The organism is Streptomyces luteogriseus, assembly GCF_014205055.1.
GTDB classification, from domain to species: domain Bacteria; phylum Actinomycetota; class Actinomycetes; order Streptomycetales; family Streptomycetaceae; genus Streptomyces; species Streptomyces luteogriseus.
Map to the genome: position 1 here is coordinate 8,191,884 of NZ_JACHMS010000001.1, position 24,675 is coordinate 8,216,558.

A 24,675-nucleotide genomic window follows, 5' to 3' on the forward strand; every position below is an offset into this window, starting at 1 on the left:
CCGGCGCCCTTTTCTCGCTCTTCACGGGACGCAGGCCCGGACGCTGCTCGCGTCCGGGCCTGCGGTGTGTCCCGAGTTCGTCGGCTGAGGGCTACGCCCCCTGCCCGCTCCGCAGCTCCGCGTAGTACGCCAGACAGGCCTCGTACGAGGGCAGGAGCCCCTGGCGTTCCGCCTCGGCCAGGGTCGGGGCCTGCTCGTCCTTGGGGGACAGGAGCGGGGCGATGCCCTCGGGCCACTCGATGCCCAGCGCCGGGTCGAGCGGGTGGATGCCGTGCTCACGGCCCGGGGCGTAGCCCTCCGAGCACAGGTAGACCACCGTCGCGTCGTCCGTGAGGGCCATGAAGGCATGCCCGAGGCCCTCGGCGAGGAACACCGCGTGCCGCGTGTCGTCGTCGAGCCGTACGGCCTCCCACCTCCCGTAGGTGGGGGAGCCCACGCGGATGTCGATCACCACGTCCAGGACGGCACCGCGGACGCACGTGACGTACTTGGCCTGGCCGGGCGGCACGTCGGCGAAGTGCACACCCCTCAGCACGCCCCGCCGCGAGACCGAGCAGTTGGCCTGGGCCAGGGACAGGTCGTGCCCCGTCGCCTCGCGGAACTCCGCGCCGCGGTACCACTCGTGGAAGCTGCCCCGGTCGTCCGGGAAGATCTTGGGCTCCAGTACCCAGGCGCCCTCTATCCCCAGGGGTCGCATGCCGTCACCGCCCTCCGGTCCTGATACGGGAATTCGCCTTCCGGCGCGCGGCACCGAGCACCCGCCGGACGCGCCGGGCCAGCCGCAGCGCGACACCGGGCCCCGGCACCGGCGTCACCAGCACGCTCCCGCCGCCGGCCCGCAGCGCGAACGGCAGACCGGCGAAACGGGCCCGGTGGGAGCCCGGGTTCAGGCACACAGCCACCCGCCAGACGTCGTCCGAGAGATCCTCGGGCAGGACCGCCTCCAGCACCGATCCCGGCCGGTCCGCGTCGGGTGAGAGGGTGCCCGGCGTCTCCAGGATCCGACGGGAGGAGACGAACCTCAGCCGCACCTGCGAGTCGCCCGGGACGTGCACCGGGAGCAGTACCCGGAACCGCTCGTCGGAGACGGAGACGTCCCCCAGTTGCACGCGGCCCAGCCCGAGCCGCTTGCCGCGCGCGCCGAGCTCCAGCGAGAGGTTGCCGTGCGGCGTGGTCCAGTACGGCAGGACCGGGCGGTCGCCGATGACTCCCGCACGGGGTGTGGGCCGGTCCTCGCGCGGCGCCGGTCCGAGCCGGCACTCCTTGGTCCAGCCGCCCGACTTCACCCGGACGAGTGCGTCCCAGGCCCCGTCACGCGGCAGGGCGGCCGGGTCGACCGTGGCCGTCCCCCGCAGCACCAGCCGGACCTCCTCGCCGTCCCCGACCGGCACGGTCTCGTGCGTGAACTCCACCGGCTGGAAGTACTGGGCGGCGCTGGTGCGCTCCCGCAGCAGCAGATCGGCCGTGGCCTGCCCGAACCGGGCGGCGGTCTCCGAGGCCACCCACCGCACCGCCTCGGTCACGTCCTTCGGCACGTCGGTCAGCGGCACGGCCTCGGCGTCGGCGGGGAACAGCATCGGCTCACCGTCGGACAGGTACTCGGCCGTGAAGCCGATACGGAGTGAGCCGTCGCGCCACTCGATGTCCCCGGGGGTCGCCATGGGCGCGACACCCGCCTCCCAATCGGCGAAGGCCACCACGTCGTCGTACCGGTCGGCCGCCGTCAGCGCGGCGATGACCTGCTGCGTCGGCTGCAGACCGGCCGCGACACCGGGCCCGAAGCGCTCGACGACGACCTCGTGGATCGCCCCGAACAGCTCGCGACGGTAGTCGTCCGGCAGATTCAGCAGGCGCCGGGCCCGCAGCCGCTCCACCATTTCCACGCGCAGCCACCGCCGGAACAGCCGGTCGCGCACCGGACCGGGCTCCGTGTACCGCTCGACGACGTCGAGGGCCTCGCGGAGGTTCGTGAAGTAGCCGACGGGATCGAAGCGTTCGAAGCCGGCGTTGGAGCCGTCGTCCCGCCGGATGTGGTAGTAGCAGACGTAGTCGCTGAGCACCGAGACGTTCTCCGCGCGCAGATACGCCTCCGCGATGAAGACGTGGTCCTCCAGGCGCCGTCTGCCCTCGGGGAAGCGCAGGCCGATGCGGTCCAGGAAGGCCCGGCGGATCATCTTGTGCGGGGTGAGGCTGTCGATGAGCGGGGCGTTCTCGACGGTGGCGCGCGGGTGGTTGCGGCGGAACAGCTCCACCGGCACCCCGCGGTTCTTGCCGGCCATCTTGCCCACGACGACGTCGGCGCCGTTGGCCGTGCCGTAGTCGTACATCCGCTCCAGGGCCTCGTCGCCCAGGTAGTCGTCGTTGTCGACGAACATCACGAACTCGCCCCGGGAGGCCTCGATGCCGACGTTGCGGGGCTTGCCCGACCAGCCGGAGTTCTCCTGGTGGATGACCTTCATCCGGGGGTCCTCGGCGGCGAGCGCGTCGAGCCGGGCCGGGGTCTCGTCGGTCGAGCCGTCGTCGACGAAGATCACCTCGAACTCGTCGGGAGGCAGCGACTGCCGCTGCAGCGAGGAGATGCAGTCCTCGATGTAGATCCCCGGGTTGTACACGGGGACGATGACGCTGACCTTGACCGGCATCGGGTTTCCGGGCCCCTTCGGGTCGCTTGCCGTAGACGTCCTGTTGTACTGCGTGTCGCCCGATGCTAACCCGCTCGGCGAGCCCGCCTCACCTTTCGAGACCTCGCCGTGATCATCTCCACCGGCAGGGCAACTGAGCTGCGGCGTCTGTCTGTTCGCGGTCAAGCGGGTTGCGGGCGGGAGCGGCTCGCAGCCCCTAGGCTGAGAAGGTGCGCCTGCTCCTGATGTCGGACACCCACCTGCCCAAGCGGGCCAGGGAACTGCCCGCCCTCCTGCTCGCCGAACTCCCGATGGCCGACGTCGTGTTCCACGCCGGGGACTGGGTCGACACGGACACCCTCGATCTGCTGGAGGCCCGCTGCCGCAGGCTCGTCGGGGTGTACGGCAACAACGACGGGCCGGAGCTGCGCGCCCGGCTGCCCGAGGTGGCGTACGTGGAATTGGGCGGGGTGCGGTTCGGTGTGATCCACGAGACGGGCGCCAAGCAGGGCCGGGAGCAGCGGTGCGCCGCCCGCTTCCCCGACCTGGACGTGCTGGTCTTCGGCCACAGCCACATCCCCTGGGACACCATGGCCCCCTCCGGCCTGCGCCTGCTGAACCCGGGCTCCCCGACGGACCGGCGCCGCCAGCCCCACTGCACGTACATGACCGCCACGGTCGCCGAGGGGCGGCTCACGGACGTGGAACTGCACCGGCTGCCGCCCCGCGCACCGCGCTGAACCGCTGACCGTGTGCGTGACAGGATCGCCCCATGGGTCAGGATGACGGATACCTCCTGGACAACCGGCAGGCCGAGGCCGGGACGCGCTTCGACGCGCTGGCGGCCCTCTTCGACGCCTCGACATTCCGGCACTTCGAGCGCGTCGGGATCGACGCGGGATGGCGGTGCTGGGAGGTCGGGGCGGGCGGCCCGAGCGTGGTGGCGTGGCTGCGCGAGCGGGTCGGGCCCGGCGGTCGCGTGCTCGCCACCGACATCGACGTCTCCTGGACGGGGAATGACGCCACCGAAGGCGTCGAGGTGCTCCGGCACGACGTCGGCCGAGACGCCCTTCCGCCCGGTCCCTTCGACCTGGTCCACGCCCGTCTCGTCCTGGTCCACGTGGCCGAGCGCGACGCCGCCCTGCGCACCATGGTCCAGGCGTTGCGCCCCGGCGGATGGCTGGTGGTCGAGGACGCCGACCCCGCGCTCCAGCCGCTGATCTGCCCCGACGAGTACGGTCCCGAACAAGAGCTCGCCAACAGGCTCCGCACCGGCTTCCGTCAGCTGCTGCGGCAGCGTGGAGCCGACCTCGCGTACGGACGGAGACTGCCCCGGCTGCTGCGCGAGGCGGGGCTCGCCGATGTGGAGGCCGACGCCTACTTCCCGATCACCTCGCCCGCGTGCGACGTGCTCGAAACGGCCACGGTCCAGCAGATGCGCGACAAGCTGGTCGCCGAGGGCCTCGCCACGGACGAGGAGATCGAACGGCACCTCGCCAACATCGCGGCCGGACGCCTCGACCTCGCCACCTCCCCGATGATCTCGGCCTGGGGCCGCCGTCCGACGGGCGACGGCTCGCCGCCCCTCCTCTAGAGTCGGCCCCATGACGCAGGCACCGGCCCTGGACCGTGGCGCGCGGTCCCGTGACGCGATACTGGACACCGCCGGCGAGCTGATGTCGCGCCACGGCTACGCCGCCACGTCCATCTCGATGATCTCCGCGGCATGCGGTCTGCCGGTGAGTTCGATCTACTGGCACTTCCGCAGCAAGGACGGGATCTACGTCGCGGTGCTGGAGCGCGCCAGGACCGTGTTGCTGGCCGCCCTGCCCCCGGCCGAGGTGCCGGGCGCCGACGTCGCGGAGCGTCTGGACACCTTTCTCACAGAGCTCGCGGGCGCGTTCCGATGCCACCCGCGAGGTGTGAAGCTGCTGTTGGGACTGGGCGTGGTGCAGAAGGACGCCAGTGCGGCGGCCGTCGCCGAGGTAGGTCACTACCGCGACGCGCTGGTGGCCTGGGCCCGGGATTCCGTGAGCTCCGTCTTCGCGCTGCGTGACCGCCCGGAGGTGGCGGACGAACTCGCGCGCTTCACCCTGCGGATGACGAGCGGAACCGCTGTGGCCCGCTGGTTCGAGCCGGACGCGGTCCTGGAGACCGAACCGCTGCGCGTGGCATTGCTCGCGCTGGCCGCCCACCACGCCGTCCCCGTGCGGGGCGCCCCTGGCGAGGGCACCCCTTGAGACGGCACGGGCAGGGAGTGTGGTGCGGTGTCACGACACGGCCTCGTATGCGCCGACGTCGCAGCCGGTGCCCTGGGGGCGCGTGACGCCGCGCTGGTCGGCGGCCGGGCAGCCGTCGGCCGCGTCCAGGGCGGGGCTGCCGGGCAGCAGCGCCACGGTGTCGGTGGGGCCGCCGTTGTCCGCGAGCGGTCCGAGCAAAGGCCTGCGGCTGGGCAGGTCGCCCGCGGCGGTCAGCCGGCAGCTGCCGTCGCCGTCGAGGTTGTGGCCCTGCGACGTGATGGTGGCGAAGGCCTTCTTGCAGTCGGCGGGTGCGCCGCCGACGGTGTTGTTCGCGATGACGGAGTTGCGCAGCGTCATGCGCCCGAGAGGCAGATCGATGATGTCGGGGAGTGGTGAGGGCAGGCTGTCGAGATAGGCGGGGGCGATGTTGATCCCACCCCCGCCGTCGCTGGAACGGTTCCCGGTGATGGTCGAGTTGAGGATCTCCACGTGCCCGATGCCTCTGATGTCGATGCCTCCGCCGTACCCGGCGAGGCTGCCGGGGCGGTCGCCGGGGTTCGTCACCCGGTTGTCCGCGATCGTCGAGTTGGTCACGGTGCCGGTGTCGTCGAACCTGATGCCGCCGGCCTCTCCCGCGGCGTTCCCGCTGACGGTGCTCTCGATCAGGTCGAGGTGGGAGTCCGGGACGTTGAAGATGCCGCCGCCGTAGCCGGCGGAGTTCCCGGTCACGGCGACCCGTCGCAGTGTCATGTGATGTCCGTTGGCGATCGCGCCACCACCGGTGTCGGTGATGGGCAGTTCGCGTTGCGCGGTCACTCCACCGGTGATCGTCAGATCGGACAGCCGGGAGTCCGCCTGCATGCGGAAGGCCCGGTCCAGGCGGTTGGCGTCGATGACGGTGGTCCGCGCGCCGGCGCCCTTGATCGTGAGGGGGGCGGCGACGTTCAGGTCGCCCGTGGTGGGGTCGGGGTGGTCGCCGATGATCAGGCGCGGGTCCGGCGGGATCGTCAGCCGGTAGTGGCCGGGAGGCAACGTGATCGTACTGCCCGGCCGGGCGTTGGCGGCCATCACCGCGGCACGCAGGCTGCACCTGCCCGAGGCGGTGAGACACCGGCCGTCCGCCCCGTCGGCGTCGACCGCGTCGGACGTGGTGTCAACGGCGAACTCCGCAGGACCGGAGTCCGCGGGAGTGGCGGCATGGGCGACGGGAGGTGCGGCGGTGGCGAGGAGGACGGCGGTGAGGGCGGCCGTGACGGTCGTGCCTTTCATGTGGAACCCCTCTCGGCAAGGCATCCGGGCGTACCAGGACTCGGCTGCTGCGGGGACTTCGTGCTGGTGAGCGATGCGCGGCTCGTACGGGGAACGGCGTCGGCGCGTCCGGGGACGCACCTCCTGGGTGCCGTCCGCGGTCTGGAGGGAGCGTTCCATTCAGACCGCACAGTGTCCACCGGCGAACCCGGAATTGGCCGAATGGGGATGTCGCCGCCACGGGGCAGGGAGCCGAATGATGAGCAGCGAGAGGCCGGGCGGGCTAGCCGAACGGGCCGAGACGGACCAGGGTTTCGCCTGGCCGGCAGAGCCCGAGCCGGGGCTACGGGCGCGTGTTGCCGGCGCTCCTCGTCGAGGCGGTCGGCAGCGCCGACGGCGCCAAGGGCGTGAGGGCCAAGCTCCTCAGCCTCGTGCGGGCCGGAGTCGAGGAGGACATCCGGCGCGGGATCGTGGACGGCGGCGTCCGCCCGGCCCCGGACACGTTCGCGCGGGCGTTTCCGGTGGAGGGCATCGCTCGCGGCGTGCTCCTGCCGTGTCCACCGGACTTAACCCGCCCCCGCCCGGCGGACATCGCAGGGGTCGCCCAAGAGACGCTGGTGCGCGGACTCACGTCGACGCGGAGCGAGGAGCGTCAGACGGCAGTGAACCCGCCGTCCACCAGCAGGCCGTGCTCCGTGAGGGAGGACCTCGCGCCGGTCACCGGCACCTTGCGGCCCGGTCAGGTGACGTGCCGGTCGCTCCGAGCGCCCCTCACTTCGGGCCCTTTTCCCCCTCCGGGAAGCCGGTGCCGTCGAAACCGGGCTCCAGTTCCACACCGGTGGCATTCAGGAAGAAGGCCACCATGTGGTACTGCCCCACCAGCATGGCGATCTCGATCAGTTCGGCGTCGCCGAAGTGCTCGGCCAGACCCTTCCAGGTCACGTCGGACATCGTCGCATCGCCGTGCAGCTCGTCCGCCGCGCGGATCAGGTGCCGCCGGAGGTCCGTCCAGCCCGGTGCCCCAGGTCCTTCGCCGATGCGGTCGATGTCCGCGTCCGTGACGCCCGCGGCCCTGGCGAGGGGGAGGTGCCGTCCCCACTCGTACCGCGAGCCGGTGTTCCACGCGGTGCGCAGGATCAGCAACTCACGCACGTCTCCCGGCAGTCGGCCCCCGCTGAGCAACCGGCCGCCGAACGGCAGGAACTGCTCGTAGAGATCGGGATGGCGCACGAGCGTGGTGAAGATGTTCGGGATCCCGCCCCCAGGGTCGTGGGGAGCGACGGACAGCAGTTCCCGGGTCCGGGGGTCCCACTGTTCTTCGGGGAGCGGCTCCAGTCGCGGACGGGTGGGTCGGGCGGCTTCGTGGCGCTGTGACATGGCTGCCTCCAGTCTCCGAGGGACTCACCCTAGGAGACGGGAGGCAGGCCCGGCAGCGGGGCGCGGCAGTCAGCCCGTCGGGTCGAGAACGATCTTGCGGACACCGTCGGAGCGGCCGGCGAACAGTTCGTACGCCGCCGGTCCGTCGGAGAGGGCGAAGCGGTGCGAGACCATGACCTCGGGCGTGATCCGTCCGGCGCGGGTGAGGGCGATCAGGGGAGGGAGTTCGTAGTGCACCGAACACAGCCCGATGGCGAACTCCAGTTCCTTGACCTGCGCCAGATACATGTGGAACGGGAACGCCTTGTTCTGGCTGACCCCGATCACACTGACCCGGCCGGCCTGCCGGACGGCCTTGAGGGCGAGTTCGATGGTGGCGTCGGAACCCACCGCCTCCACCACGGCGTCCGGCCCGCGGCCGGCGGTCATCTCCCGGATGGCCGACCGCACGTCGTCACCCTCGACCGGCTCGACGCCCAGGCCGGCGGCGAAGGCGCGGCGCTCCGCGACCAGATCCACGCCCAGCACCCGGGCCGCGCCCATCGCGAAGGCGGACTGGGCGGCCATCAGGCCGACCGGGCCGAGGCCGACGACCAGGACGGTCTCACCGGGCTGGATGCGGGCACGGCGGCAGCCGTACCAGGCGGTGGGGGCGTTGTCCGTCAGGACGACGGCGGCCTCGTCGGAGATGTCCTCGGGCAGGTGCACCAGATTGACGTCGGCGCAGGGCACCGCCAGGGCCTGGGCCTGGCTGCCCTGGAGCTTCGGGCCGACTCCGTAACAGAGCTCCGTGCTCGACGTGGCGCGCTCGCACCGTGCCGTGAACCCGGCCGCACACTGCCGGCACTGCGCACAGCCGACGGAGGCCGGCACCAGGACCCGGTCGCCGGGCTTGAAGCGGGTGACCTGGCCGCCGGTCTCGACGACCACGCCGACGCATTCATGTCCCGGTGTGTAGCCCAGGTCCGGGCTGAAGGCGTTGCCGGCGTAGATGTGCAGGTCGCTGCCGCAGATGCCGGCCGCGGTCACCCGCACCACCGCGTCGGCGGGGCCGCCGACGGCCGGGTCGGGGACGTCCCCGTAGCGGATGTCGTGACGGCCGTGGTAGGTCAGTGCCTTCACCGGATCTCTCCCTCCCCTCGGCCCGGTCAGTCCGCGATCTTCAGCACCAGCTTGCCGCGGTTGTCACCACGGAACAGGCGCATCAGGGTCTCCGGGAACTCCGCGACCGAGCCGGACACCACGTCCTCCAGGGACTTCAGCCGGCCCTCCGTCCGCCACGTGGCCATCTGTGCGATGCCCTCCGCGTACCGTTCGGCGTAGTCGAACACCACGATGCCCGTCATGGAGGCGCGGTTCACCAGCAGCGACAGGTAGTTGGCGGGGCCTTGCGGCTTGGTGCTGTTGTACTGGGAGATCGCGCCGCAGACCACGACGCGGGCGCCGCGTGCCAGCCGCAGCAGTACGGCGTCCAGCACATCGCCGCCGACGTTGTCGAAGTACACGTCGACGCCGTCGGGGGCGTGCTCGCGCAGGGCCTTGCGGACGTCCTCGCTCTGGTAGTCGATCGCGGCATCGAACCCGAACTCGTCCACCACCATCCGGCACTTGGCCTCGCCGCCGGCGATGCCGACGACCCGGCAGCCGAGGATCTTGGCGATCTGCCCGACGACGCTGCCGACGGCCCCGGCCGCTCCGGACACCACGACGGTCTGCCCCGGCTCGGGACGCCCGACCTCGATCAGGCCGAAGTAGGCCGTCAGGCCCGACATGCCGAGCGTGCCGAGATAGGTCGGCAGGGGAGCGGCCGCGGGGTCGACCTTGGTCACGCCGCGCCCGTCCGACACGCAGTACTCCTGCACGCCGAACGTGCCCGACACATGGTCACCGACCGCGAACCCGGAGTGCCGGGAGGCGACCACCCTGCCCACCGCACCGGCGCGCATCACCTCGCCGATCTCCACCGGCCGGATGTAGGACCTGCCCGCGTTCATCCAGCCGCGCATCGCCGGGTCGATCGACAGACAGAGGACCTGTACCAGGAACTCCCCGTCGCCCGGCTGTCCGGCCGGCTCCTCGACCTGCTTCCAGTCGGTGGGGCGCGGCTCTCCCACGGGACGTGCGGCCAGGCGTATCTGGTGGTTGATCGTGCTCATCTGCGGCGACTCTCCTCGGCTGCTGGTGCATACCGTCCAGTCGGTACGGCCGTGAGCGTACGGGGACGCGCCGTCCGAGGCAAGAGCGCGTCCACTACGGCTTACGGCTTACGGCTCACGCGGGCGGCCGCGCTCGGGCAGCGAGCTATTCCTGTCCCGGTACCGCCATCTCCCCGAGGAGCGACCAGTCGTCCTGCGGGACGTTCGCGTTCACGATGCGCGGCGTCTCGGCCAGATGCGGCGGCAGCGTCTGCTGCGCGGCCTTGAAGTGCGCGGACTGGACGTGTGCCGCTCCGGCCTCGTCGTCGCGGAACGCCTCGACGAGGACGTACTCCGACGGCTCGTCCACGCTGCGCGACCAGTCGAACCACAGGCAGCCGGGCTCGGCGCGCGTCGCCCGGGTGAAGTCGGCGGCGATCTCGGGCCAGCGGTCGGCGTGCTCGGGGCGGACGCGGAACTTCGCGGTGATGAAGATCATGGGGTTCCCTTTCGCTGAAGTGCTGAAGTGCAGTCGGGATTCAGGGGCGGTCGGGATTCAGGGGGAACGGTACGGATGCACCGCCCCCTCCGTCGCGCTCAGCGGCGCGCCGCTGCCGCCCCACCGCAGCGCCACGATCTCGGCGGCGACGGACACCGCCACCTCCTCGGGCGTACGCGCCCCGAGGTCGAGGCCGACCGGTGAGCGCAGCCGGGACAGCTCGCGCTCCGTGAGCCCGGCCTCGGCCAGCCGTGCCGCCCGGTCGGCGTGGGTGCGGCGGCTGCCCATCGCCCCGATGTAGGCGGCCGGACGGCGCAGCGCCTCCGTCAGCAGCGGCACGTCGAACTTCGGGTCGTGGGTGAGGACGCAGATCACCGTGCGCTCGTCCGTGGTGGTGTCGCGCAGATAGCGGTGTGGCCACTCGGCGACCACCTCGACGCCCTCCGGGAAGCGCCGGGGCGTGGCGAAGACGGGGCGGGCGTCGCAGACGGTGACCCGGTAACCGAGGAAGTCCCCGATGCGGGCCACGGCCGCGGCGTAGTCGATCGCGCCGAACACCAGCATCCGCGGCGGCGGCGCGAAGGACTGCAGGAACACGCTCACCGAGTCCTCGCGGCGCTGCCCCTCGGGCCCGTAGTGCCGCAGGCCGGTGGCGCCGAGAGCGAGTTCGCCGCGGGCGTCGGCGGTCACGGCCGCGTCCAGGCCGCTCGCGCCGAGCGTGCCGAGGGTCCGGTCCGGCCAGACGGCGAGGGCCGCCCCGCGCGGTGCCGGGCCGTCGGTCACGGTCGCCACGGTGACCGGCTCGCCCGCCGCGACCGAGTCCGCGACCGCACCGAGGCCGGGATCCCGCTCGGGCGTGACCGCGCGCACGAGCACGGTGATCTCGCCGCCACAGGTCAGGCCGACCGCGAAGGCGTCCTCGTCGCTGTAGCCGAAGGTCTCCAGCCGTGCCTCGCCGTCCGCGGCGACCTCCTGCGCCAGCTCGAACACCGCGCCCTCGACACAGCCCCCGGAGACACTGCCCACGACCTCCTCGTCCGGGCCCACCGCCATCGCCGCGCCCGGGTCGCGCGGCGCACTGCGGCTGACCTGGACGACCGTCGCGAGTCCGAACGGCACCCCGGCCGCGTACCAGCGGCCGAGTACCGGGAGTACGTCACGCACGAGCCGATCCCTTCCTTGCGGGCACCCCGCCGGGTACCCCGGCGGCGGTTAATTCCGTTGTGGCCCTCCGTGCCGGTCTGCTGCACTGCACAGGACAGCGACGTCACCGAGTCCGAAGGAGCGCCAGATGCGCACTGCGTGCATGTCCCCCCAGCCAGGAAAGGACCTCTCTCCGAAGGACATGACGCTTCGTGCACATGCTCAACCTGGGAATCCTCGCCCATGTCGACGCCGGTAAGACCAGCCTGACCGAGCGGCTGCTCCATTCGGCCGGGGTGATCGACGAGATCGGCAGGGTCGACGACGGGAACACCCGCACCGACACCCTCGCCCTGGAGCGCCGGCGCGGCATCACCATCAAGTCCGCCGTCGTCTCGTTCCCGCTCGACGGCGTGACCGTCAACCTCATCGACACCCCCGGGCACCCGGACTTCATCGCCGAGGTGGAGCGCGTCCTCGGCGTGCTGGACGGCGTCGTCCTGGTGATCTCCGCCGTCGAGGGGGTGCAGGCGCAGACGCGGGTGCTCATGCGGACGCTGCGGCGGCTGCGCATCCCGACCCTGCTCTTCGTCAACAAGATCGACCGGGGCGGGGCGCGCCACGAGGCGGTGCTGCGGGAGATCTCGGCCCGGCTGACCCCCGCGATCGTGCCGATGGGAACCGCCACCGGTCTCGGCACCCGCACGGCCCGCTTCACCCCCGGGCTCGGACCGGCCGCCGCCCTCGACGTCCTGACCGGGCACGACGACGCCCTGCTCGCCGCGTACGTCGAGAACACCGTCACGGAAGCGGCGCTGCACAGGTCCCTCGTCGCGCAGACCGGGGAGGCACTGGTCCACCCGGTCTACTTCGGCTCCGCCGCCACGGGCGCGGGCGTGAAGGCGCTCCTGTCCGGCATCGAGACACTGCTTCCGGCTGCCGACGGGGGCACGGACGGGCCGGTGTCCGCCACCGTGTTCAAGGTCGACCGGGGCCCGACGGGGGAGAAGGTCGCCTACGCCCGGATGTTCTCCGGGACCCTGCGCACCCGCGACCGGGTCCCCTTCGGAACGGACGGCGCCGAAGGCCGGATCACCGGCATCAGCGTCTTCGGCCACGGCACGGACACCCGCGAGGACTGCGTCGCCGCCGGCCGGATCGCCCGCCTCACCGGGCTGGGCGACATCCGGATCGGTGACGCGATCGGCGAACCCCGCAAGGCCTACGAGCACTTCTTCGCGCCGCCGACCCTGGAGACGGTCGTCGTCCCCGGCCCGGGCGTGAACAGGGGGGCGCTCCACCTCGCGCTCACCCAACTCGCGGAGCAGGACCCGCTGATCGGCCTGCGCCGCGACGAACGACGCCAGGAGACCTCCGTCTCGCTGTACGGCGAGGTGCAGAAGGAGGTCATCCAGGCCACCCTCGCCGAGGAGTACGGCCTCGACGTCACCTTCCGCGAGACGACTCCGCTGTGCGTCGAACGGCCCGTCGGCACCGGGCAGGCGGTGGAGTTCAACAAGAAGGACCCGAACCCGTTCCTCGCGACGGTCGGCCTGCGCGTCGACCCCGCGCCGGTCGGCTCGGGCGTCGGTTTCCGGCTGGAGGTGGAGCTCGGGTCGATGCCGTACGCCTTCTTCAAGGCCGTCGAGGACACCGTGCGCGAGACCCTCGACCAGGGTCTGCACGGCTGGCAGGTCACCGACTGCGTGGTCACCATGACCCACAGCGGCTACTCGCCCCGGCAGAGCCACGCCCACCAGGGCTTCGACAAGAGCATGTCGAGCACGGGGGCCGACTTCCGCGGCGTGACCCCGCTGGTGCTGATCGAGGCGTTGCGGCGGGCCGGGACGCGGGTCCACGAGCCGCTGCACCGCTTCCGAATCGAGGCGCCCGCCGACACCCTAGGCGCCCTGCTGCCGGTCCTCGCCGGGCTCGCGGCCGTACCGGAGACGACGCGGAACCGGGAGGACGTCTGCGTCCTCGAAGGCACCGTGCCGGCCGCCCGGGCGCACGCCCTCGAACAGAGGCTGCCGGGCCTGACCCGGGGCGAGGGCGAGATGGAGAGCTCCTTCGCTCACCATGCGCCGGTCACGCACGGCACGATCCCCGAGCGTCCGCGCACCGACCACAATCCGCTGAACAGGAAGGAGTACTTGTTGAACGTGACACGGAGAGTCGGTGGCTGAGGTGTGAGGGTCGACCGCGCGGGAACTTACTCCAGAGTCAGGGGTGTTGACGGTGTCCTGATATCGCCGGACTGTAGTGGACATGCCGACTATCCGAGCGCGTCTGCTGGTTGTCCTGGTCGTCCTCTTCGGCTCCGTGTCGGTGGCGGGCGTCCCGCCGGCCACCGCCGCATCCCCTCCCGGCTCCCTCTGGTTCGACGATCCGGCCGTCACCGTGCGGGACGGCCGCTTCACCGACGCCCACGGCCGCGAGATCGTGCTGCGCGGCTACAACGTCTCCGGCGAGACCAAGCTCGCGGAGAACAAGGGCCTGCCCTTCGCGTCGGTCGCCGACGCCCGTAAGTCGGCGACCGCGCTGCGCGCCCTCGGCGGCGGCAACACCGTCCGCTTCCTGCTCTCCTGGGCGTACGCCGAGCCCGAGCGCGGCCAGGTCGACACGGCCTACCTGGCCGCCGCGACCGACCAGATGAAGGCCTTCCTCGACGCCGGCATCCGCGTCTACCCCGATTTCCACCAGGACCTGTACTCCCGGTACCTCTTCGACACCGACAGCTGGTACACCGGCGACGGCGCGCCCAAGTGGGCGGTGGACGCCGGGAACTACCCGGACGAGTCCTGCGGGATCTGCCTCTTCTGGGGGCAGAACATCACCCAGAACGAGGCCGTGAAGCGCGCCACGTACGACTTCTGGCACAACGCGCAGGGTGTTCAGGACGCCTTCCTCGCCACGGCCCGGAAGACCATGGCCTACGTCCAGCAGCACCTGAGCGCGGATCAGTTCAAGGGCATCGCCGGCTTCGACCCGTACAACGAACCGCACGCGGGCGTGTACGACTCCAGGCAGAGCAGCCGCACCTGGGAGAAGGACGTGCTCTGGCCGTTCTACGAGAAGTTCCGGGACCGTATGGATGCGGCGGGCTGGCGCGACAAGCCCGCCTTCGTCGAGCCGAACCTCTTCTGGAACGCCAACCTCGACTTCCAGAAGCAGGAGGGCGGCCTGCTCGACGCCGGCGAACTCGGGCCGCGCTACGCCTTCAACACCCACTTCTACGACCAGAAGGCGATCTCCGGTGTCTTCATGTGGGGCAAGGCGGCCGACGGCCAGTACGCGGGCGACTTCCGCACGGTCCGCGACCGTGCCGCCGCCGCGCAGACGGCCGCCGTGGTCAGCGAGTTCGGGCACCCCCTGGCCGGCAACGTTTCCGACAAGGCGCCGACCGTCCTCAAGGCGATGTACCAGGCCCTCGACTCACGCCTCAAGGGCGCCGACTGGTGGTCCGACCCGGCCGCCTCGGGAGCCGTGCTCTCGGGCTCGCAGTGGCAGTGGGACATCTACAACGGCCGCCATCGCGAGCTGATGAACGGCAACCCCGACAAGGTGCTCACCACCGGCGACGCCTGGAACGACGAGGACCTGTCAGCCGTACGCCTCGATGGCACGGGCACACCCGTGCTCCGCCAGGACGCCCGGCTCCTGGACCGCGTCTACCCCAGCGCCACGGCCGGCCGGACCGTCGGCTTCACCTACGAGGACCGCTCCCGGGACGGTTCGACGACCCTGACCTGGAACCCGGTGCCGGGCTCCCTGCCGAATGTGCAACGCCTCGTGGGGTCCGGGCAGTACGGGCTGCTGCTGTGGCGCTCCGACGGCGGCTCGGCGCCCACCGAACTGCATCTGCCGGCGAGCTTCCCGGCGGCGTCGACCACGGTCGTCTCCGACCTGGGCGCGGTGCACGCCCCGCCGGCGTACACCTCGGCCACTCCGGTCGCGGTGGCGCGGGAGCCCGGCGGCACGGGAAGCCGTCGCCTGCTGCTCACCGCGCCGGACTCGGGCGTCCTGCACTACGCGCTGGTGACCAACGGGGCGACGGCTCCCTCGGCGGATCTGCTCGCCGCGGCCCGCTCCGAACTGGCGGCGTGGGCGGCGAAGGAGGTCGACTGAAGAAGGAGGCCGGCTGAAGGAGGTCAACCAGCGGACGGGCTCGTCCAGTCGGCCGCCACATGGCCGACCCGGACGCGCTGCGGGTGGTCACCGACCGGTACGGAAACGACCTTCTTGCCGGTGGCGAAGTCGATGGCCGTGACCTGGTCGGTGCCGCTCTCGGAGACCACGCAGGACTTGCCGTCACCGCTGACCGTGGCCCAATAGGGCTTGGAGGCGGTGACGAGCGGACCCTCCTGGAGGGTGGCGCGGTCGACGACGGTGGCGTAGTCGTCCATGGTGCCCGCGACGCACAGCTTGCGGCCGTCCGGGCTCATCGAGATGCCGTGGTGGCGCGAGTCGTTGACGAAGGTCGTGCGGTCGTCGCCGGTCGCCGGGTTCTTCGGCAGGGTCTTGGTGCGGGTGATCTTGCCGGTGGCGATGTCGTACTCGAAGAAGCCGTTGAAGAAGGAGACCTGGAAGTACAGCTTCGACTCGTCCGGCGAGAAGACGGCAGGGCGGACGGCGTCGGAGTAGTCCTTGAGGCCGAGCGCGTCCAGCTGCGGACGCATGTCGATGACCTTGACCTGCTTGTACGTCGTGGCGTCGACGACCGTGATGCGCCGGTCGCCCTTCGTCCAGTCCAGCCACGGGGCGTCGGTCTGCGTGTTCACGTCGCCGATCGCCATGTTGTAGATGTACTTGCCGTCCTGGGTGAAGATGTTCTCGTGCGGCTTGTCGCCGGTGCCGAACTTGCCCAGTTCCCTGCCGGAGACGATGTCCAGCACATGGACGGTGTTGGAGGTCGACGCGGACACCGCGACCCGCTTGCCGTCGGGGGAGACGGCCATGTGGTCGGAGCGGTAACCGGACACCGGGAAGCGCCAGTTGAGACGCCCGGAGGCGAGGTCGATCGAGACGACGTCGGCGAAGCTCGGCCGGGAGACGACTACCGAGGTCCCGTCCGGTGTGGAGTACATGTCGTCGACGAACTGGTCGTGGCCCTCGCCGACGCTGTTGCGGATCGCCATGAAGTAGATCCACTTGATCGGATCGGCGTTGATCGCCGCCATCCGCTCGTCCTTGTCGGGGATGACGTTGACGCGGCCGATCTTCGCGAAGTCACCGGAGGACCGGATGACTTCGGCGGTGCCGTCCCAGTTGTTGCCCACGAACAGCACCTCGCGCAGCGCGGCGGAGGAGCCCGGGGCGGCCGCGGTGGCGGCGGTAGCGGGAGCGGTGACGGTCAGGGCGAGGGCTGCGGCTACGGAGCACAGGTGCCGGCGTCGGAAGACGGGCATGACTGCTCCCCTCTCTGCTGTGGGGTCTCTGCCGTGGGGTGCACGTCGTGAGTGGGACATGCCAAAGCTGGGCGTGGGATCTGAACACACGTGCTTTCAGAGTTAACTTACTGCAAAGTAAGGAAGGGGCGGCCTTCTCCACAAGACCGCGTGCACGACAAAATCAGTGTTCGAACGATGAAGGGAGAGCCGGTGCCGGGCAGACTCAGAGCGCCGACCGGCCGCTACGGCGGCAAGACCGCGGAGGAGCGCCAGGCCGAGCGCCGCCGGCGGTTCCTCGACGCCGCGCTCCAACTGTTCGGCGACGCCCCCGGTTTCCGCTCCACCACGGTCGCGGCCCTCAGCGAGACGGCCGGGCTGTCCACGCGGCAGTTCTACGAGGAGTTCCGCACTCTCGAGGACGTGCTCGCCGCGCTGCACCTCCAGGTCAACGGCTGGGCCGAGGCGGCGGTCCTGGAAGCGGCCGCGGGTGCGGTGGATGTGCCGCTCGTCGAACGCGTCACCGCCATCTTCCGCGCCTACGCCGGGAACGTCGCCGCAGATCCGCGCCGGGTGCGTATCACCTTCGTCGAGATCATCGGCGTCAGCCCGCGCCTGGAGGAGCAGCGGCTCGCCCGCCGCGCCGGCTGGGTCGACCTCATCTGCGCCGAGGCCGACGCGGCCGCCGCACGCGGAGAGGCCGCACCCCGCGACTACCGTCTCGCCGCCACGGGTTTCATCGGCAGCGTCAACGGCCTGCTGCACGACTGGAGCGCCGGCTGGGTCGACGCGACCCTCGACGAGGTGGTCGACGAACTGGTCCGGCAGTTGCTGGGCATCTTGTGGCCGCCGGGGTGAAAGCCGGGAGAGTGACGGCAGCCGTCGGGTGCGGGGGGAGCGTCCTGCCGCACGCCGCACGCCGCACGCCGCACGCCGCACGCCGCACGCCGCGCGCCGCCCGGGCCCTGACCGGTCCCGGCCCCTGCCGGGTGGGACCTGCGCCGGCGATCCCCCGGAGCAGCTCACGGCCACCTCCGTAAGACCGGCGCCGCGGACCAGGGACCGGACGGCGGCGGCGCCTGAGCCAGGTGCCGAGGAGCCCCCTGGACCAGGGTCTGACGGCTATTGGCTCAACAGGCGCTTCCTGACCGCGGCGAGGACTTCCGCGCGGCTGCGCGGGCCGTTGTCGGCTGCGATGAGGTGGTCGCCGATGCGCAGCGAGAAGGTGATCAGGCAGCGGGCCTCGACATCGCCCTCATCGGGACAAAAGGCCCCGTAGAGCTCGCGCAGATAGTCCATGCGCCGGTTGTCGGCCCGGCGCAGGCAACGCGCGACGGCTTCGTCGCGCCGGGCCCAGTCGCGGATCGCGAGTTCGACCCCGGCGCTGGTCACGCGCGTCTCGCCCGATCCCACGAAGTCGAAGAGACGCCCGAGCCGCTCGCGGGCGTCGCCCCCGTCGCGCTCGATCCGCTCGATGACATCCTCGGTGACCGCTCGCTCCCAGGTGTCGAGCATCTCCTCCAGCAGGCCGGCACGGTTGCGGAAGTAGCCGTAGAAACCGCCCTTGCTGACGCCGAGTGCCTGGGCGAGGACCTCGACCCGGACCGCCTCGGGGCCGCCGGCGGCGAGCGCGCGCAGCCCCTCCTCGATCCACTTGTCCCGCGGCGTACGGATCGCGCCCATGCTGTGTCTCCCCTCACATGTCCCGGGCCAAGTATACGGAGCCGTATAGATGGGTCTATGCTCGATCTATACGCCACCGTATAGACAGGATCCGCCATGAGCGATCTGCGCCTTCCCGCAACCGACCACACCTCCCGCCCCTGGCGGATCCACGAGGTCGCCGGCGACTTCCGGCTCGAGGATCTGTGGGCGATGCCGACGCCGGGCGGCCCGGACGACCTGCACCACCTGGTCCAGCAGATGGCGGATGGCGAGGGCGGTCCGGACGGCGGCAACCCCGTGGGCCGCTTCCTGTTCGCGGTGCGCTGGAAGCTCGGCGCGCTGCTCGGCTGGGACAAGCCGGACTCGGGCGTCGGCGGCCGGGTGGCGACGCTGCGCGACCGGCTGCCGGACGACCTGCGCGAGGGGCCGCGGGGGCCCGACCTCGGCGCGGCGCCCTTCACGTCGGTCTTCCAGACACACGACGAGTGGGCCGCCGAGTACGCCAACAAGACCATGCACGGGGTGATGCACATCGGCTGGGTCCCCGACGGGAACGGCGGCTACCGCGGCCAGATGGCCGTCCTCGTGAAGCCCAACGGCCGCCTCGGCTCCCTGTACATGCTCGGCATCAAACCCTTCCGGTACCTGGGGGTGTACCCGGCCCTGATGCGGTCGATCGGCCGGGAGTGGCGAGAGAACGCGGCGCGCCGAACGGCACGCTGACGCCTCCCCTCCCTGTGCCCCGGGCTCCACCCGAGCCCCTGCGCCTCGAACGACGGGGGCTCGGGGTGAGAGCACGAGGGGCACCAGAACCGCTCAGACCGACCCCAGCACCACGAGGTCCACCGCGACCAGCAGCGCGACCCCCAACAGCAGTCCGGCCAGCAGTCGTGCGCGGAGCGCGCGGTACACCCTCTCGTACTCGCCCCGCAGTTCCTCCCCGCGCCGGACCGTGCGCTGCCACGACGCCCGGGTGAGGGCCAGATGCTCCGCCGCGAACCGCCGCTCCGCCTCCGCCCGTTGCGCCTCCGGCAGCCCGTCGAGCCCGGCGGTGAAGCGGGCGGCGGCCGTCCGGGACTCCTCGTGCGCGGCGGCGGCCAGCAGATGGCCCTCGACCTCGTTGTGGAACGCCCGCAGGTCCACGGGGAGCCCTTCCATGGCGGTCATCGGAGCGTCAACTCCCGCTCCGCCGCCGCGATGGCCTCGTGGTGCAGGTCGAACGCCGGAGACTCGCTGCGGATCCTCGGCAGGGCGACGAAGTTGTGCCGCGGCGGCGGGCAGGAGGTCGCCCACTCCAGGGAGCGGCCGTAGCCCCAGGGGTCGTCGACCGTGACCTTCTCGCCGTACTTGGCCGTCTTCCACACGTTGTAGACGAACGGCAGCATCGACATGCCGAGCAGGAACGAGAAGACGCTCGACACCGTGTTCAGCGTGGTCAGGCCCTCCACCGCCAGATAGTCGGGGATGCGCCGCTGCATGCCCTGGGCGCCGAGCCAGTGCTGGACCAGGAACGTGCCGTGGAAGCCGATGAACAGCGTCCAGAAGGTGATCTTGCCGAGGCGCTCGTCCAGCATCCTGCCGGTGAACTTGGGCCACCAGAAGTGGAAGCCGGAGAACATGGCGAACACGACGGTCCCGAAGATCACGTAGTGGAAGTGCGCGACCACGAAGTACGTGTCGGAGACGTGGAAGTCGATGGGTGGCGAGGCCAGCAGCACACCCGTGAGCCCGCCGAACACGAACGTGATCAGGAAGCCGGTCGCCCACAGCATCGGCGTCTCGAACGAGAGGCTTCCACGCCACATGGTGCCGAGCCAGTTGAAGAACTTCACACCGGTCGGTACGGCGATGAGGAACGTCATGAAGGAGAAGAACGGCAGCAGCACGCCGCCGGTGACGTACATGTGGTGGGCCCACACCGTCACGGACAGACCCGCGATCGCGATGGTCGCACCGATCAGACCCGTGTAACCGAACATCGGCTTACGGGAGAAGACCGGGATGACCTCACTGATGATGCCGAAGAACGGCAACGCGATGATGTACACCTCCGGATGGCCGAAGAACCAGAACAAGTGCTGCCACAGCAACGCACCGCCGTTGGCGGGGTCGAAGATCTGCGCCCCGAACTTGCGGTCCGCCTCCAGCGCGAAGAGGGCCGCGGCCAGGACCGGGAAGGCTAGGAGCACCAGCACGCCGGTCAGCAGCACGTTCCAGGTGAAGATCGGCATGCGGAACATCGTCATGCCGGGGGCGCGCATGCAGATGATCGTGGTGATGAAGTTGACCGAGCCGAGGATGGTGCCGAAGCCGGAGAAGGCCAGACCCATGATCCACATGTCGGCGCCGATGCCCGGGGAGCGGACGGCGTCCGAGAGCGGGCTGTAGGCGAACCAGCCGAAGTCGGCCGCGCCCTGCGGGGTGAGGAAGCCACCGACCGCGATGAGCGAGCCGAACAGGTACAGCCAGTAGGCGAACATGTTCAGCCGCGGGAACGCCACGTCGGGCGCGCCGATCTGCAGCGGCATGATCCAGTTCGCGAATCCGGCGAACAGCGGCGTCGCGAACATCAGCAGCATGATCGTGCCGTGCATCGTGAACGCCTGGTTGAACTGCTCGTTCGACATGATCTGCAGACCCGGACGGGCCAGTTCCGCACGCATGAACAGCGCCATCACACCGCCGATGACGAAAAACGCGAACGACGTGACCAGGTACAGCGTGCCGATCGTCTTGTGATCAGTGGTCGTCAGCCACTTGAGGTGCCTCATGCCCCGCCTGTGTCCGCGCCCCGCCCGGACGTCACACTGCACCGACGCGACGAGCATCACGAAAACGGGTGTGACGATCGGGAAGGTGCCGGACAGGAACGGGACATGAGCAACGACGAGATCTTCGCCGCTGCCTACCGCGAGCACTACTGGGCGGTCAGCCGTTATGTCGCCAGGCGACTGGACGGGCGGGCCGGCGACGTGGAGGAAGTGGTGGCGGAGGTGTTCACGGTGGCCTGGCGGCGCCGGGCCGACCTCCCGGCCGCCGCGCTGCCCTGGCTGTACGGCGTGGCACGCAACTGCCTGGCCAACGCGGTACGCGGCCACGGCCGCCGCCGCAGGCTCGTCGACCGGCTCGGCAACGACCACACCGCGCACGGACGGCACATCGCGGCGGGCCCCGAGGCCGACACGCCCGGCGGCTGGGTGCACGAGGCGCTCGCCCGGCTCTCCGCGGCCGACCAGGAGGTGCTCCGGCTGACGGCCTGGGAGCAACTCGGCATCGACGAGGTCGCCGTCGCCCTCGGCTGCGGCAGCCGGGCCGCGTCCATGCGGCTGCACCGGGCCCGAAGCCGCCTCAGAGCCGAGATCGACCGTATGCGTCCCGAGGCCCCGATCGCCGAGCACTCCTGCATGACCGCCCCGAAGGAACACGGCCATGGCTGACGAACTCGAACTGCTGCGCAGCGCCGACCCCGCGCCGCCCGACGGCCCCCACTTCGGCGACGGCCCCCTGGACCACAACGCCGAGCGCCGGCTCGAACAACTGCTGCGCGACCCGGGGGACGGGCTCCGCGGCCGCCCGGGAGGCCGATCGGGTCTGCTCCCGGGACACCCACGTGGCCTGCTCCCCGGCCGTCATCGGCACGGGCTGCTCCCGGGGCCCGGCCGGCTCCGGCTGGCCTGGGGCCTGGTCGCCACGGCCGTCGTCGCCGCCCTGACCCTCACCCTCGTACTGAGCGGACCGAGCACCCCGCCCGCGGTAGCCGCGCCCCGCCCGCTGGTGGTCGAGACCGGCTCCACACCCGTGCCCCTGCACCGTATGGCCGAGCTGGCGTCGGCCGTGGCCGGGTCCGACGACGCGCCCCGCCTGCGCAAGGGCACTCACGTGCAGTCCTGGAGTCTCGGCATGTCCGACGGCAAGCCCCCGATCACCCTGCCCGAAGAGCGCATCGTGCGTTGGCGGGCCGACGACAGCCATACCGAACTCGTCGTGGCCACGGACCCCAGGCATCCGGGCCGCCCGGTCCTCTCGGACGAGGGCGGCGAACCGCACCTCGTCGACGACGGTCACGTCCTCCTCGACCAGACCTACCCGCCGAGCTGGAGCGACGCCCCGCCCAAGTCGCCCCCGCCCCGCGACCCGGCCCGGCTGCGCGCCTACCTGATGGAGGCTCAGTACACCGACACCCCGCTGACCACGCCCGAACTGCTCGACGCCATGGCGACGCTGCTCGACAACTGGACCCTCGGCGCACGCGAGAATGCGGCGCTCACCCGGCTCCTCGCCGGCGCCGAGGGACTGCGGCCGGTCGGCCGGGTCACCGACCGGCTGGGCCGACGCGGCCAGGCCTACGTGAACGACAGCCGCGGAGTCCGCCGCATGCTGATCATGGACCCGGCCGCCGGCGCCGTCCTCGGCCTGGAGAGCACCCTCACGCGGCCGGATCCCGAGTACGGAGTCGAGGAGGGCGACGTCATGTCGTACAGCGCCTGGATGCGCTGATCACCCCTCGGCGACACCGAGTTGCCGGGCGGCGGCCCGCACGGTCTGCTCCAGCAGCGTGGCGATGGTCATCGGGCCGACACCGCCCGGCACCGGCGTGATCAGCGAGGCCCGCTCCACGGCGGAGTCGAAGTCGACGTCGCCGACGTTCCCGGCGTTGTACCCGGCGTCGATCACCACGGCGCCGGGCTTGACGTCCTGGCCGCGGATGAGCCGGGGCCGGCCCACCGCGGCCACCACGATGTCGGCCTCGCGCACGGCCGCCGACAGCTCCCGGGTGCGCGAGTGGCAGTAGGTGACCGTCGCGTCCCGGGCGAGCAGCAGCATTCCGACTGGCTTGCCGAGGATCGCACTGCGGCCCACGACCACGGCCCGCTTCCCGGCCGGGTCGACGCCGTACGCGTCGAGCAGCCGCATGATCCCGCCGGGCGTGCACGACACGAAGCCGGGCAGGCCGAAGCTCATGGTGGCGAAGGAGGCGAAGGTGACGCCGTCGACGTCCTTCCCGGGCGCTATCGCCTCGAACGCGGCCCGCTCGTCGATGTGGTCGCCCACCGGGTGCTGGAGCAGGATGCCGTGCACCCCGGGGTCGGCGGAGAGCGCCTCGACCGCGCCGACGAGTTCCGCGGTGGTCGTCGCGGCGGGCAGCGCCACGTGCCGTGAGGTGATGCCGGCCTTGCGGCAGCGGTTCTGCTTCATCCGGACATACGTGACGGACGCGGGGTCCTCACCGACGAGCACCGTCGCGAGACAGGGCGCGGTGCCCGTCCGTTCGGTGAGGACGGCCGCGCGCTCGCCGGTCTCCTCGATGATCCGCCGGGCGAGTGCGGTGCCGTCCATGAGCCGGGCCTGAGACATGATCCACTCCTGGGCCGATGTACTGCTTCGCCCAGGCGCACGGCATCGACTTCCGCGGGGCCGCTCCCCGGTGGTGCTCCACCTCAGCGCCAGTCACGGCCCGGACCCACCCTAAAGGAGGCCGGTGCCGCTCCCGCTACTCGTCCCAGGCCTGGACCAGGGTCTGCTCGGCGATCTTGCCGTCGCGGAGTCCGATCATGGACTCCGAGAAGACGCGCACCCCGTCCGCGTACTGGCAACTCTCGCTGTAGGCGGCCTCGTCGCCCTGGATGACGCACCGCTCCAGCGTGTGCGACATGTCGCGGCTGTAGACGTCCTCCAGCATCCGGCCGATCTCGTCCCGGCCGTGCAGGACCTTGGGGTGGCTGGGCTGGGTCGTGCGGTCCACGATGCGCAGCTCCGCATCGTCGGCGTACAGGGAGAGCAGGATGTCCGGATCCCCTTCCACGCCCCGGCGCAGGGTGTCACGGTCGAAGGCGGGGTCTGCCGCGGTTCCCATGATGACCTCCTTCGAAGGGCCGCGGCCCGGCGGACGCGGGCCGCGAAACACCTCTCCTGTCGAGCGTCCTCCCGCCCGGCGGGCTAGGCAAGCGCAACCGGAACACTGGGCCTGACGGGTGAGCGGCGCCGCCCGCCCGTGTCCGCCGGGGACCCGCCGGCGTTGCGAAAGGCATGATCTCAACACGACGTATCGTCGCCGCCGTTGGTCTCGCCGCTGGCGTCACCGGCCTCGTCGCGCCGATGGCGAACGCGGCCGACGCGGAAGCGAAGAGCCCGCTCAGCCCGATGTCCACGCTCGACTCGCTGGCCGTGAGCGACATCCCCGCCGAGCACAAGGCCGAGATCCCGCGGCCCTCCTCGCAGGTGGCCGGGCTCAAGCGCCTCAACGACCTCGACCAGCTGAACCAGGTCGTCGGCCTGGTCTCCCCGGTCTTCGGTTTCCTTCCGAACGTCCGCTGACCGCAGCGCACGACGAGGGCCGCCCGGAACCGGGCGGCCCTCGTC

The 24,675-nt window shown here is 71.3% G+C and carries 24 protein-coding genes and 1 riboswitch; of the genes, 10 read left to right on the plus strand and 14 right to left on the minus strand.

Annotated features, from left to right (window positions below):
- Positions 1–91 precede the first annotated feature (91 nt).
- The gene (rfbC, locus tag BJ965_RS36385) at positions 92–697 is read right to left on the minus strand and encodes a dTDP-4-dehydrorhamnose 3,5-epimerase (RefSeq protein ID WP_184915500.1); all 606 of its coding nucleotides are present in this window, start codon (positions 695–697) and stop codon (positions 92–94) included.
- 4 nt (positions 698–701) lie between these two features.
- A complete protein-coding gene (locus BJ965_RS36390; protein ID WP_184915503.1) occupies positions 702–2,642 on the minus strand; it encodes a glycosyltransferase family 2 protein in 1,941 nt (646 codons plus the stop codon).
- A gap of 209 nt (positions 2,643–2,851) precedes the next feature.
- Between BJ965_RS36390 and BJ965_RS36395 the strand changes: the two genes are divergently transcribed.
- From BJ965_RS36395 to BJ965_RS36405, 3 genes are read left to right on the plus strand one after another with little or no spacing between them, the layout of a single operon-like run.
- Entirely contained in the window at positions 2,852–3,361 is a 510-nt protein-coding gene (locus BJ965_RS36395; RefSeq protein WP_184915506.1) for a metallophosphoesterase family protein, read from the plus strand.
- 32 nt (positions 3,362–3,393) lie between these two features.
- Positions 3,394–4,215: a class I SAM-dependent methyltransferase gene (locus BJ965_RS36400; protein ID WP_184915510.1), complete on the plus strand. Its 822-nt coding sequence runs from the start codon at positions 3,394–3,396 to the stop codon at positions 4,213–4,215.
- Between the two features lie 10 nt (positions 4,216–4,225).
- The gene (locus tag BJ965_RS36405; protein ID WP_184915513.1) at positions 4,226–4,861 is read left to right on the plus strand and encodes a TetR/AcrR family transcriptional regulator; all 636 of its coding nucleotides are present in this window, start codon (positions 4,226–4,228) and stop codon (positions 4,859–4,861) included.
- A gap of 30 nt (positions 4,862–4,891) precedes the next feature.
- Here the strand turns inward: BJ965_RS36405 and BJ965_RS36410 are convergent, their stop codons facing one another.
- The 6 genes from BJ965_RS36410 to BJ965_RS36435 all read right to left on the minus strand — a co-directional run bounded on the left by BJ965_RS36410 (position 4,892) and on the right by BJ965_RS36435 (position 11,284).
- The gene (locus tag BJ965_RS36410; RefSeq protein ID WP_246546195.1) at positions 4,892–6,130 is read right to left on the minus strand and encodes a choice-of-anchor Q domain-containing protein; all 1,239 of its coding nucleotides are present in this window, start codon (positions 6,128–6,130) and stop codon (positions 4,892–4,894) included.
- A 750-nt stretch (positions 6,131–6,880) separates the two neighbouring features.
- Entirely contained in the window at positions 6,881–7,486 is a 606-nt protein-coding gene (locus BJ965_RS36415) for a carboxymuconolactone decarboxylase family protein (RefSeq protein ID WP_184915516.1), read from the minus strand.
- A gap of 69 nt (positions 7,487–7,555) precedes the next feature.
- Complete coding sequence (locus BJ965_RS36420) at positions 7,556–8,608, minus strand: alcohol dehydrogenase catalytic domain-containing protein (protein WP_184915518.1); 1,053 nt, start codon at positions 8,606–8,608, stop codon at positions 7,556–7,558.
- A 26-nt stretch (positions 8,609–8,634) separates the two neighbouring features.
- Positions 8,635–9,642: an NADP-dependent oxidoreductase gene (locus BJ965_RS36425; protein ID WP_184915521.1), complete on the minus strand. Its 1,008-nt coding sequence runs from the start codon at positions 9,640–9,642 to the stop codon at positions 8,635–8,637.
- A gap of 145 nt (positions 9,643–9,787) precedes the next feature.
- Positions 9,788–10,120 carry a putative quinol monooxygenase gene (locus tag BJ965_RS36430; protein ID WP_097222480.1) on the minus strand — a complete coding sequence of 111 codons (333 nt, stop codon included), beginning with the start codon at positions 10,118–10,120 and terminating at the stop codon, positions 9,788–9,790.
- Positions 10,121–10,177: 57 nt separating this feature from the next.
- Positions 10,178–11,284, minus strand: coding sequence for an XdhC family protein (locus BJ965_RS36435; RefSeq protein ID WP_184915523.1), 1,107 nt, complete (start codon positions 11,282–11,284; stop codon positions 10,178–10,180).
- A 191-nt stretch (positions 11,285–11,475) separates the two neighbouring features.
- Here BJ965_RS36435 and BJ965_RS36440 point away from each other — a divergent pair, with 191 nt between their 5' ends.
- Together BJ965_RS36440 and BJ965_RS36445 are read left to right on the plus strand one after the other, a co-directional pair.
- The gene (locus BJ965_RS36440; RefSeq protein ID WP_184915526.1) at positions 11,476–13,449 is read left to right on the plus strand and encodes an elongation factor G; all 1,974 of its coding nucleotides are present in this window, start codon (positions 11,476–11,478) and stop codon (positions 13,447–13,449) included.
- Between the two features lie 82 nt (positions 13,450–13,531).
- Entirely contained in the window at positions 13,532–15,391 is a 1,860-nt protein-coding gene (locus BJ965_RS36445) for a cellulase family glycosylhydrolase (RefSeq protein WP_184915529.1), read from the plus strand.
- Positions 15,392–15,414: 23 nt separating this feature from the next.
- On the opposite strand, the gene BJ965_RS36450 is transcribed toward BJ965_RS36445, so the two are convergent.
- Entirely contained in the window at positions 15,415–16,671 is a 1,257-nt protein-coding gene (locus tag BJ965_RS36450; RefSeq protein ID WP_184915532.1) for a YncE family protein, read from the minus strand.
- A gap of 192 nt (positions 16,672–16,863) precedes the next feature.
- On the opposite strand from BJ965_RS36450, the gene BJ965_RS36455 reads away from it, so the two are divergent.
- Positions 16,864–17,508 carry a TetR/AcrR family transcriptional regulator gene (locus BJ965_RS36455; RefSeq protein ID WP_184915535.1) on the plus strand — a complete coding sequence of 215 codons (645 nt, stop codon included), beginning with the start codon at positions 16,864–16,866 and terminating at the stop codon, positions 17,506–17,508.
- A gap of 264 nt (positions 17,509–17,772) precedes the next feature.
- On the opposite strand, the gene BJ965_RS36460 is transcribed toward BJ965_RS36455, so the two are convergent.
- Complete coding sequence (locus BJ965_RS36460) at positions 17,773–18,333, minus strand: TetR/AcrR family transcriptional regulator (protein WP_184915538.1); 561 nt, start codon at positions 18,331–18,333, stop codon at positions 17,773–17,775.
- Between the two features lie 96 nt (positions 18,334–18,429).
- Between BJ965_RS36460 and BJ965_RS36465 the strand changes: the two genes are divergently transcribed.
- A complete protein-coding gene (locus BJ965_RS36465) occupies positions 18,430–19,038 on the plus strand; it encodes a DUF2867 domain-containing protein (protein ID WP_184915541.1) in 609 nt (202 codons plus the stop codon).
- Positions 19,039–19,131: 93 nt separating this feature from the next.
- Here BJ965_RS36465 and BJ965_RS36470 read toward each other — a convergent pair whose 3' ends face one another.
- Positions 19,132–19,482, minus strand: a complete 351-nt coding sequence (locus BJ965_RS36470) for a hypothetical protein (RefSeq protein WP_184915544.1) — start codon at positions 19,480–19,482, stop codon at positions 19,132–19,134.
- On the minus strand, positions 19,479–21,086 hold the full coding sequence (gene ctaD / locus BJ965_RS36475) for an aa3-type cytochrome oxidase subunit I (protein WP_184915546.1): 1,608 nt from the start codon (positions 21,084–21,086) through the stop codon (positions 19,479–19,481). Before ctaD ends, BJ965_RS36470 begins: the two co-directional genes overlap by 4 nt.
- Positions 21,087–21,191: 105 nt before the next feature.
- Here ctaD and BJ965_RS36480 point away from each other — a divergent pair, with 105 nt between their 5' ends.
- Both BJ965_RS36480 and BJ965_RS36485 read left to right on the plus strand, forming a co-directional pair.
- Entirely contained in the window at positions 21,192–21,752 is a 561-nt protein-coding gene (locus BJ965_RS36480; RefSeq protein ID WP_184915549.1) for an RNA polymerase sigma factor, read from the plus strand.
- Positions 21,745–22,812, plus strand: coding sequence for a CU044_5270 family protein (locus BJ965_RS36485; protein WP_184915552.1), 1,068 nt, complete (start codon positions 21,745–21,747; stop codon positions 22,810–22,812). Before BJ965_RS36480 ends, BJ965_RS36485 begins: the two co-directional genes overlap by 8 nt.
- Here the strand turns inward: BJ965_RS36485 and BJ965_RS36490 are convergent, their stop codons facing one another.
- Both BJ965_RS36490 and BJ965_RS36495 read right to left on the minus strand, forming a co-directional pair.
- Positions 22,813–23,670, minus strand: coding sequence for a bifunctional 5,10-methylenetetrahydrofolate dehydrogenase/5,10-methenyltetrahydrofolate cyclohydrolase (locus BJ965_RS36490; protein ID WP_184915556.1), 858 nt, complete (start codon positions 23,668–23,670; stop codon positions 22,813–22,815).
- 22 nt (positions 23,671–23,692) lie between these two features.
- Positions 23,693–23,777: riboswitch (ZMP/ZTP riboswitch) on the minus strand.
- 29 nt (positions 23,778–23,806) lie between these two features.
- Positions 23,807–24,169, minus strand: coding sequence for a nuclear transport factor 2 family protein (locus BJ965_RS36495; protein WP_184915559.1), 363 nt, complete (start codon positions 24,167–24,169; stop codon positions 23,807–23,809).
- A gap of 173 nt (positions 24,170–24,342) precedes the next feature.
- On the opposite strand from BJ965_RS36495, the gene BJ965_RS36500 reads away from it, so the two are divergent.
- Complete coding sequence (locus tag BJ965_RS36500) at positions 24,343–24,630, plus strand: hypothetical protein (protein WP_184915562.1); 288 nt, start codon at positions 24,343–24,345, stop codon at positions 24,628–24,630.
- Positions 24,631–24,675: the final 45 nt, after the last annotated feature.

What these genes read in the sequence shown, in the direction of transcription:
- rfbC (WP_184915500.1), bottom strand. Translation starts at nt 697, where the DNA reads ATGCGACCCCTGGGGATAGAGGGCGCCTGGGTACTGGAGCCCAAGATC.
- BJ965_RS36390 (WP_184915503.1), bottom strand. Translation starts at nt 2,642, where the DNA reads ATGCCGGTCAAGGTCAGCGTCATCGTCCCCGTGTACAACCCGGGGATC.
- BJ965_RS36400 (WP_184915510.1), top strand. Translation starts at nt 3,394, where the DNA reads ATGGGTCAGGATGACGGATACCTCCTGGACAACCGGCAGGCCGAGGCC.
- BJ965_RS36405 (WP_184915513.1), top strand. Translation starts at nt 4,226, where the DNA reads ATGACGCAGGCACCGGCCCTGGACCGTGGCGCGCGGTCCCGTGACGCG.
- BJ965_RS36410 (WP_246546195.1), bottom strand. Translation starts at nt 6,130, where the DNA reads ATGAAAGGCACGACCGTCACGGCCGCCCTCACCGCCGTCCTCCTCGCC.
- BJ965_RS36415 (WP_184915516.1), bottom strand. Translation starts at nt 7,486, where the DNA reads ATGTCACAGCGCCACGAAGCCGCCCGACCCACCCGTCCGCGACTGGAG.
- BJ965_RS36425 (WP_184915521.1), bottom strand. Translation starts at nt 9,642, where the DNA reads ATGAGCACGATCAACCACCAGATACGCCTGGCCGCACGTCCCGTGGGA.
- BJ965_RS36430 (WP_097222480.1), bottom strand. Translation starts at nt 10,120, where the DNA reads ATGATCTTCATCACCGCGAAGTTCCGCGTCCGCCCCGAGCACGCCGAC.
- BJ965_RS36445 (WP_184915529.1), top strand. Translation starts at nt 13,532, where the DNA reads ATGCCGACTATCCGAGCGCGTCTGCTGGTTGTCCTGGTCGTCCTCTTC.
- BJ965_RS36450 (WP_184915532.1), bottom strand. Translation starts at nt 16,671, where the DNA reads ATGCCCGTCTTCCGACGCCGGCACCTGTGCTCCGTAGCCGCAGCCCTC.
- BJ965_RS36460 (WP_184915538.1), bottom strand. Translation starts at nt 18,333, where the DNA reads ATGGGCGCGATCCGTACGCCGCGGGACAAGTGGATCGAGGAGGGGCTG.
- BJ965_RS36465 (WP_184915541.1), top strand. Translation starts at nt 18,430, where the DNA reads ATGAGCGATCTGCGCCTTCCCGCAACCGACCACACCTCCCGCCCCTGG.
- BJ965_RS36470 (WP_184915544.1), bottom strand. Translation starts at nt 19,482, where the DNA reads ATGACCGCCATGGAAGGGCTCCCCGTGGACCTGCGGGCGTTCCACAAC.
- ctaD (WP_184915546.1), bottom strand. Translation starts at nt 21,086, where the DNA reads ATGAGGCACCTCAAGTGGCTGACGACCACTGATCACAAGACGATCGGC.
- BJ965_RS36480 (WP_184915549.1), top strand. Translation starts at nt 21,192, where the DNA reads ATGAGCAACGACGAGATCTTCGCCGCTGCCTACCGCGAGCACTACTGG.
- BJ965_RS36485 (WP_184915552.1), top strand. Translation starts at nt 21,745, where the DNA reads ATGGCTGACGAACTCGAACTGCTGCGCAGCGCCGACCCCGCGCCGCCC.
- BJ965_RS36490 (WP_184915556.1), bottom strand. Translation starts at nt 23,670, where the DNA reads ATGTCTCAGGCCCGGCTCATGGACGGCACCGCACTCGCCCGGCGGATC.
- BJ965_RS36495 (WP_184915559.1), bottom strand. Translation starts at nt 24,169, where the DNA reads ATGGGAACCGCGGCAGACCCCGCCTTCGACCGTGACACCCTGCGCCGG.
- BJ965_RS36500 (WP_184915562.1), top strand. Translation starts at nt 24,343, where the DNA reads ATGATCTCAACACGACGTATCGTCGCCGCCGTTGGTCTCGCCGCTGGC.